Annotated in this window: 10 protein-coding genes; 8 read left to right on the top strand and 2 right to left on the bottom strand. The window is 41.9% G+C overall.

All coding sequences use genetic code 11. The features are described 5' to 3' along the window. The coding region (locus tag ACFFAP_RS32355) for a hypothetical protein (RefSeq protein WP_375515056.1) at window positions 1–240 on the top strand (240 nt) is incomplete at its 5' end. 149 nt (window positions 241–389) lie between these two features. Here ACFFAP_RS32355 and ACFFAP_RS32350 read toward each other — a convergent pair. Continuing rightward, on the bottom strand, window positions 390–881 hold the full coding sequence (locus ACFFAP_RS32350) for an orange carotenoid protein N-terminal domain-containing protein (RefSeq protein WP_375515055.1): 492 nt from the start codon (window positions 879–881) through the stop codon (window positions 390–392). 373 nt (window positions 882–1,254) lie between these two features. Further along, on the bottom strand, window positions 1,255–1,653 hold the full coding sequence (locus ACFFAP_RS32345) for a DUF6335 family protein (protein ID WP_375515054.1): 399 nt from the start codon (window positions 1,651–1,653) through the stop codon (window positions 1,255–1,257). A gap of 369 nt (window positions 1,654–2,022) precedes the next feature. On the opposite strand from ACFFAP_RS32345, the gene ACFFAP_RS32340 reads away from it, so the two are divergent. From ACFFAP_RS32340 to ACFFAP_RS32310, 7 genes are all read left to right on the top strand, one after another. Next, on the top strand, window positions 2,023–2,400 hold the full coding sequence (locus ACFFAP_RS32340; RefSeq protein WP_375515053.1) for a DUF2267 domain-containing protein: 378 nt from the start codon (window positions 2,023–2,025) through the stop codon (window positions 2,398–2,400). 131 nt (window positions 2,401–2,531) lie between these two features. After that, window positions 2,532–3,629: a DJ-1/PfpI/YhbO family deglycase/protease gene (locus ACFFAP_RS32335; protein ID WP_375515052.1), complete on the top strand. Its 1,098-nt coding sequence runs from the start codon at window positions 2,532–2,534 to the stop codon at window positions 3,627–3,629. A 108-nt stretch (window positions 3,630–3,737) separates the two neighbouring features. Next, on the top strand, window positions 3,738–4,436 hold the full coding sequence (locus ACFFAP_RS32330) for an SRPBCC family protein (RefSeq protein WP_375515051.1): 699 nt from the start codon (window positions 3,738–3,740) through the stop codon (window positions 4,434–4,436). Window positions 4,437–4,598: 162 nt separating this feature from the next. Then, a complete protein-coding gene (locus tag ACFFAP_RS32325) occupies window positions 4,599–5,768 on the top strand; it encodes a zinc-dependent alcohol dehydrogenase (protein ID WP_375515050.1) in 1,170 nt (389 codons plus the stop codon). A gap of 62 nt (window positions 5,769–5,830) precedes the next feature. Next, window positions 5,831–6,211 (top strand): hypothetical protein, encoded by a 381-nt coding sequence (locus tag ACFFAP_RS32320; RefSeq protein WP_375515049.1) that lies wholly within the window; start codon window positions 5,831–5,833, stop codon window positions 6,209–6,211. A gap of 180 nt (window positions 6,212–6,391) precedes the next feature. Next, the gene (locus tag ACFFAP_RS32315) at window positions 6,392–7,561 is read left to right on the top strand and encodes a zinc-dependent alcohol dehydrogenase (RefSeq protein WP_375515048.1); all 1,170 of its coding nucleotides are present in this window, start codon (window positions 6,392–6,394) and stop codon (window positions 7,559–7,561) included. Window positions 7,562–7,777: 216 nt separating this feature from the next. Then, window positions 7,778–8,119 (top strand): cupin domain-containing protein, encoded by a 342-nt coding sequence (locus ACFFAP_RS32310; protein ID WP_375515047.1) that lies wholly within the window; start codon window positions 7,778–7,780, stop codon window positions 8,117–8,119. Window positions 8,120–8,295: the final 176 nt, after the last annotated feature.

Here is an 8,295-nt window from a genome sequence, read left to right as displayed (position 1 = left end):
TCAAAGACTCGTCGGCGAGTATCAAAGACTCGTCGGCGAGTATCAAAGACTCGTCGGCGAGTATCAAAGACTCGTCAGCGAGTATTAAAGACTCGTCGGCGAGTATCAAAGACTCGTCGGCGAGTATCAAAGACTCGTCAGCGAGTATTAAAGACTCGTCGGCGAGTATTAAAGACTCGTCGGCGAGTATTAAAGACTCGTCGGCGAGTATCAAAGACTCGTCCACGAATCTTAATTTAACGTGCGCCTCCATTGGAGACTCACGTTAATTTACACAAAATTACAGTTACAAATGATTCTCTCCTGCCCCCTGCCCCCTACTTTAGCCATCCTATCCTCATTTGGAGGCTAAATAGATAACCTCAAGCAGGCTAAAAATTTGAAAATTGCTAAATTCCAGCACCTGCTTTTGCTTCAGCACCCATTGGCGAAACATAATCACGGAAAACAGTCATCTGTTGCTCAAAGGCTAATCCTTGAATTTTGCCAAACAATGGTTTAGCTTCTGAGGGAAGTTCATAGTCAGAAGGTACAGGAATAATAGTACCATTATCCATACCTTGAGATAATCGATACCAAAATAGTAGCTTAGTGGTATCACCCAAAGAACCATATTCACGAGAAATTTCGTTATCTACTTTATTAATCAAATCACGTTGAACTTGTAATTGTTGCTCGTGAGATAATTCCTTAACTTGATTAAACAAACCTTCAGCAATTTCTGGGGAGACAGTGCTAGCACCAGGGGCAGCTGGGGTAATTGAACCACCCATTTCTTTATAAATGAACCAAAACAAAGCCAATTGTGTATCCACATTTAAACTTTGCCAAGCTTGAACATGTTCACGAATAGTTGGATCGTTAGTTTGGGTAGATGTCATTATTAACTCCAATTGCAATTCATCAGTGTTATTAGCAAGGTTATCAAATGTACATTTAAAGTTTTAACCTACTGAAGACAGATGTCTTGCAATCATAAAGAAGAACAATTAGAAAACAGAACATAAATCGGGTGGAGTGTAGTCCTGTATTAAAAGCATTACAGTTGGCTCATCCAACATCAAAAGTCAAAAAAATACTTGGAAAAGGCAACGTAAAAGAGTTAGCAATTGTAATGCTAAAAAATTAAGATATTTTCAGGAGGTATATCGGTAGATAGATGTTAGTTTGATTGTGACAGTGCTTAGAAAAGCACTGCCCAATTTAGCGACATTAATTTATTAACGGCGACATCCAATTTTGCTTTTATTTAGCTTATTCTCGCCGATCTTGATAATCTTCAGAAGACTTCGGATCTAACTCCCAGCGATCGCCGTCACGTTCCTCTAAAATATCGTTAGTACGCAGAAACGCAAAATCATCCATTTCTAGCCCCACTGCTGCTTCTAGCTCTTCAGTTACATTTTGATCGGGAGTGGAAGTACTACCACCAACAGCTTCATCCCCAACTGCATCTGCATCTTGCCAATAAGCATCAACATCCCCACCAGTGAGTTCAGGACTAGTTTCTGTATACTCCTGTCTTTCCTCCTGTATAGAGCGCCCGCCAATATTGTATCCTGGCAAGTCTTTCACACCAGTGCCATAGGATTCAGTAATTTCTTGCGGCAAATCATTGCTTTCAATTTCGTCATTATGATTTTTTTTTGCCATGATGCTAGCCATTTTCTGCATTCTCACAATAACGTTTTCCTGTCAACAAGTTGTCTTACTAGAGATGTATAGCTTTAGTAATAAAATAATCTATCCCCTTGGAACGAAGCTAAACTAGCGATCGCACCATAGGATTATAAATATGAATTCATGGTCAAGCAACTTGTAGTTGAAATTTTTAGTTATGAGTTAGGAGTGATCAAAGTGAAATTATTCAGTAGCCAACTTCGGACTCATAACTTTTTTTTATTACTGAGCAAAAGTTGAAATTTCAGTTTAGGCATTTTAACTTGATATATATGCTTGTAACTACCTGAATGCTAAATAACAAGACATTCAAGAATTTTGAGAAGCGGAGGTAGACAGACAGTGGAATACGATGAGTTCATTACACATGTACAAAGCCTTACCCAATCAGATTCTCGTGAAGAGGCAGAACGTGCTACCCGCGCCACATTAGAAACCCTTAAAGAACGGATAGCAAATGACCAAGCACAGGAACTAGCTGCAAATTTGCCCCAACAACTAGGGGATTATTTGCGAAAAAAAGAAGGAGATAGTGGTGGCTCATTCAACTTACAAGAGTTTATTGTCCGTGCAAGTCAAAAAGAAAATATAGAACCAACTACTGTGGCAATTCATGTTCGGGCTGTATTTACTGTGTTGCAAAATGCCATCAGCCCAGAATCATTTGCTGCCTTGCACTCCGATTTTTCTCACGATTACGAAGAACTGTTTGGGACTTGACCAACAAGTAAAGTTTCTGCATAGTAGGCAATTCAAACAAAATTTATCAGGAAAAATCCTGGTTTTTAACTGTCCTAATCCATAAATATTGTAGCTAGTTAAATACTAGAAATAAACAGGTAATACAATCTATGACTGACTATAACAATCATTCCGCTAACAAAAAAGTTGCTATCCTGATTGAACAGGCAGTAGAGGATGCAGAATTTACAGTTCCTTATAATGGACTAAAACAAGCGGGAATGGAGGTAGTAGTCCTTGGTTCCCGAATGAATGAAAAATATAAGGGAAAACAGGGTAAACTTAGTGTGCAAGCTGATGGTACTACCACAGAAGCGATCGCAGCCGAATTCGACGCGGTAATAATTCCCGGTGGGATGGCTCCTGATAAAATGCGGCGGAACACCAACACAGTACGTTTTGTCCAAGAAGCTATACAACAAGGAAAATTAGTCGCTGCGGTTTGTCATGGGCCACAAGTTTTGATTGAAGGCGACTTGCTCAAAGGTAAACAGGCCACTGGTTTTAGCGCTATTGCCAAGGACATGATTAACGCTGGCGCAAATTATTTGGATGAGCCGTTGGTAGTTGACGGAAATTTGATTACATCCCGTGAACCCGGAGACTTGCCAATTTTCACCACAGCTATTTTAAGCCGTTTGGGCTATGGTGGCAAAGATGCTGCATTACCAGATGAAAAAGACACAAGTGCTGAATGGTGGAAATTGGCTGATGCTTGGGGTGGCTCAACTAAAGGTGATATTGCCAAAGGCTTAAATACTGCTCTAACTGGTGAACGCTATTCCCTAGAAACATTTGAGAAATACTTGGAAAAGGAATCAGATAGCGAAGTAAAATCACTTTTTCAAGAGATCATTGGTAATAAGCAGCGCCACATTCAAAAACTGGAAACCTATCTTCACCGATTAGGTGAGAAACCTTCTTTGGGCGCAAATATTGCCAATCAGTATGCCAAGGTGAAAACTGCCTTAACAGGAAGTGATGACATATATCAGTTACGTTCTGCTTTAGGAGATGTGCAAACTGGTATCGGCGATATTGGCAATTTGTGTGCAATGTTAACTGACCCAGTAGCAACTGCTATTTTCAAAGAAATTTACCACGATTTATTGAAATACGAACAGCAATTGGTAGAGTTGTATCGGACGCGAATAGGCGCTCAGATTCAGCCTCCTAAGCCGACTACAGGGGCTGCTGTGTCAATGTAAGGTTTTTTGAACGTAGACGGCTACCGAAGAGGCGCAAATAACACACAGATAGAAAGAAGAGGGTATTTGCGCCTTTTTGGTGAATTTACATAAATGGAGATATAAAAAGTGACTTCAACATCAGGGGATAAATCAAGTACAAACCAGCCAGAAGCTAGTGATGTAGAGCGTTGGGCATCCCTTATCGGTGGCGGTGCGATGGTGCTGATGGGTTTAAAGCAAGGTTCATTGCGAGGAGCGCTGACGGCTTTAGCCGGTGGCGGTTTGATTTATCAAGGTGCAACGAAGCAAAGCACAATCCAGCAAGCACAGGAAGCAATAGGGATAAACCAACCCATCAAAGTTGAAAAGACGGTAACAATTAATAAATCGGCAGAAGAATTGTATCGCTTTTGGCACAACTTTGAGAATTTGCCTACATTTATGAAGCATCTGAAATCTGTCAAGGTGTACAACGAAAAACGTTCTCATTGGATTGCCAATGCACCATTAGGTAACAGTGTAGAATGGGATGCAGATATTCTCGAAGACCGGGAAAATGAATTTATTTCTTGGGCTTCTGTAGAAGGTGCAGACGTTGATAATTCTGGTTTTGTCCGCTTCAAAAAAGCACCAGGCGATCGCGGCACGGAAGTTAAGATTGTCTTGGAGTATAACCTCCCCGGCGGAGCATTGGCAGCTACCGTGGCTAAACTTTTTGGTGAAGAACCAGAACAGCAAATTGGTGATGAATTGCGCCGCTTCAAAATGCTAATGGAAGCAGGCGAAATTGCCACAACCGAAGGTCAACCTTCTGGACGTAAGTAGTTCTTTGTCCTTTGTCATTTGTCCTTTGCCTAAAGCGAATGACTAATGACTAATACTTCGGCTTACCTCGGCTTCGCTCGGCACAAGCCGCTCAGTACAAGTCGCTCGGGCCGAGTGCGAGAGTAAAAGTGACTAATGACTAATGACTAAGGACTAATAACTATGAAAGCAGTCTGCTGGAACGGTGCTAATGATGTGCGGGTACAGACGGTACCAGACCCGACTATTCTCAACCCGCGTGATGCGATTATTAAAATTACTTCCACGGCGATTTGTGGCTCTGATTTACATATATATGGCGGCTATATTCCCACAGTGCAACAGGGTGACATTATTGGTCACGAATTTATGGGGGAAGTCGTGGAAATTGGTAAGGGAGTCAACAATTTAAAAGTGGGCGATCGCGTTGTTGTTCCTTCCACAATTGGCTGTGGTAATTGCCATTATTGCCAGCGTGATATGTGGTCGTTGTGCGATAATTCCAACCCTAATGGCTGGATTCAAGAAAAATTGTTTGGCAATATCACCTCAGCTATTTATGGCTACTCCCACATGTTAGGTGGTTTTGCAGGCGCACAAGCAGAATATATCCGTGTACCCTTTGCTGATGTGGGTGTTGTCAAAGTTCCGCCAGATTTGCCGGATGAGATGTTGCTATTCATCTCCGACGCTATACCCACCGGTTATATGGGTGCAGAATTATGCGATATTCAACCGGGTGATACTGTAGCCGTTTGGGGTTGCGGTGCTGTTGGACAATTTGCCATGATTAGCGCCTACATGATGGGAGCTGAAAAAGTGATCGCTATAGATCGCTTTCCCGAACGCCTGGAGATGGCGAAAAAGTTTGCCAAAGCAGAAGTGATTAACTACGAAGAAGTTAATGCTGGCGAAGCGTTGAAAGAGATGACTGGTGGTCGTGGCCCCGATGCTTGCATCGATGCTGTTGGTTTAGAAGCACACGGCGTTGGTTTAGAAGATTTCTACGATCAGACAAAACAAAAGCTCAGATTGGAGACCGACCGTCCCCACGTTCTGCGGGAAATGATGGTCGCCTGTCGTAAAGGCGGGACTCTTTCAATCATGGGTGTTTATGGTGGTTTTGTAGACAAAATGCCATTTGGTGCAGCCTTCAACAAGGGACTAACCTTTAGGATGGGACAAATGCATGGACAAAAATATATGCATTCGTTATTACAGATGATTTTGGATGGAAAACTTGATCCATCTTTCGTTGTCACCCATCAATTGCCTTTAGAACAAGCACCGCACGGCTACCACATCTTTCAACAAAAAAAGGATAACTGTATTAAAGTTGTTCTTAAACCCTGAATAGTGAATAATGATTTAGGGTTTTGAATTGTACACCCAACATAATGCAATTGAGGTTTTTTATGAATCGAGTAACTTCTTGGCTACGAAATATTCGCATTTCCCAAATCCTTGTAGTTTTCCTAGTAGGATTTATGTTTTTACTGGGTCAAGCTTTTACCTACGTTAATGTAGCACAAGCTGATGTTACAACTCCAGAAGGCACTTATTATAAAGGAGTACCAGACGGGCAAGGTGAAATCAGAAACGATACCCAAACCACAAATAGCCAAAATCCAATAAAAAGCGCTGTTGATAATATCCGCGAAAAGCTAAACTTGGGTGAAGAAACTCCTCGAGCTACAAAAGAGTTTCTTAACTCTACAAAAAATAAAGTCGAAGAAACAGTTGAGCCATTGACTGAAACGAAAGAAGGTTATTACCGAACTCCTCCTAGCAAATAACTAAGAGATAGAAGCTAGATTCGTAGCAATTTCTGAGTCTAAATTTTTGACTCAGAAATTGTTGAATAAGTTTTGAAAAGTTATTGAGACGCGAGAATTATCGCGTCTCAAAGTCAGGCTAAATCGAGTATCTATCTTGATATTAACAAGCCAAAAATCATAACTAAGGACTAAATAATTATGAAAGCAGTTTGCTGGCATGGAGCAAACGATGTGCGGGTAGATACAGTTCCCGACCCCAAAATTATTAACCCACGCGATGCCATTATTAAAATTACATCTACGGCAATTTGTGGTTCCGATTTGCATATTTACGACGGCTATATTCCTACCATGCAAAAGGGCGACATCCTTGGTCATGAATTCATGGGGGAAGTCGTAGAACTTGGAAGTGCGGTTAAAAATGTCAACGTAGGCGATCGCGTAGTTGTTCCTTTCACTATATCTTGCGGTAGCTGCTTTTTTTGCAATCGGGATTTATGGTCACTGTGTGACAACTCTAACCCCAATGCTTGGTTAGTAGAAAAGCAAATGGGCCATTCCCCATCAGGTCTATTTGGCTACTCTCATTTATTCGGCGGTTACGCTGGTGGTCAAGCAGAGTATGCACGAGTACCCTTTGCCGATGTCGGCTTGCTCAAAATTCCCGATGGTTTAACGGATGAGCAAGTGCTATTTTTAACAGATATTTTCCCGACTGGCTACATGGCAGCCGAGAACTGTAACATCAAACCCGGTGATATTGTCGCCATTTGGGGTTGTGGCCCAGTCGGACAATTCGCAATTAAAAGCGCATATATGCTAGGTGCGGAACGGGTGATCGCTTTTGACCGCATTCCCGAACGTCTGCAAATGGCTAAAGAATACGGCAAAGCTGAAGTTCTCAACTACGAAGAAGTGGATATTGGCGAAGCACTCAAAGAAATGACTGGCGGTCGTGGCCCCGATGCTTGCATTGATGCAGTGGGAATGGAAGCACATGGTACAGATTTTATGGCATTCTACGACCAAGTAAAGCAAGCAGTACGTCTAGAAACAGACCGTCCGACGGCATTACGCCAAGTAATAGTGTCTGCTGCTAAAGGTGGTCACGTATCACTTGCGGGTGTATACGGTGGCTTTTTAGATAAAGTCCCGATGGGTGCTGCGATGAACAAGGGACTAACCTTCAAAATGGGACAAACGCATGTCCATAAGTATTTACGACCCTTGCTAGAACGGATTCAAAATGGTGAAATAGATCCAACATTTATCATCACCCACACCTTACCTCTAGAACAAGCGCCCCACGGCTACGAAATTTTTAAGCACAAGAAAGATAACTGCATCAAAGTGGTACTCAAACCGTAGTAGGGAATAAGGAAGAGTTTCCCAATGCCCTATGCCTAATCCCCAATACCTTAGCTTCCATGTTTGATTTACTAAAATCAGAATTTACGCGTCGTACTATATTACACAAAGCAGGTTTAAGGAAGGTTTGCAAGATGTCAGGCTGATGCAGCTAATTTACCAAGCAGCTCGCACTGGCAAAACAATCAAAGTTTAAAAGTAAAAGAGGCAAAAAATATGTCTGATAAAACCGTTATTAAAGTAGACTCTAGCAATTCCCCTAAAGGTGAACTTGGTCAAAAATATCTTGCATCTGGCAAAAGTCTTTCCATGCGCCTGTGGGAAAATGAGGAACCGAATGAACCTAAAGAGCCAACAGCGCGAGAATATGAAACTGTTGGTTATGTAATCACTGGTCGTGCAGAATTGCATATTGAAGGGCAAACGGTTTTACTAGACCCTGGGAGTTCTTGGGTAGTACCAAAAGGAGCTAGCCACACCTATAAAATTTTAGAAGCATTTACTGCTGTTGAGGCAACCAGTCCACCTGCTCAAGTTCACGGGCGAGACGAAAACTGATTTGCAGTTATCTGAAGTTTTGCGATCGCTAAAAACTTATAGCCGCTTTCAATGGCATGGAATATAGAGGGTTCGTAGGGGAACAAGAGTAGTTGTTCCCCTTTTTACTGTGCTTTGCGGCTAAGAAAGAATTGCACAAAATGTTAGGCAAAATAACAAATGCGTTCGCCGAAATA

The sequence above is a fragment of the uncultured Nostoc sp. genome (assembly GCF_964245575.1).
Classification (GTDB): domain Bacteria; phylum Cyanobacteriota; class Cyanobacteriia; order Cyanobacteriales; family Nostocaceae; genus Nostoc.
This window is presented reverse-complemented; position numbering and strand designations above follow the sequence as displayed.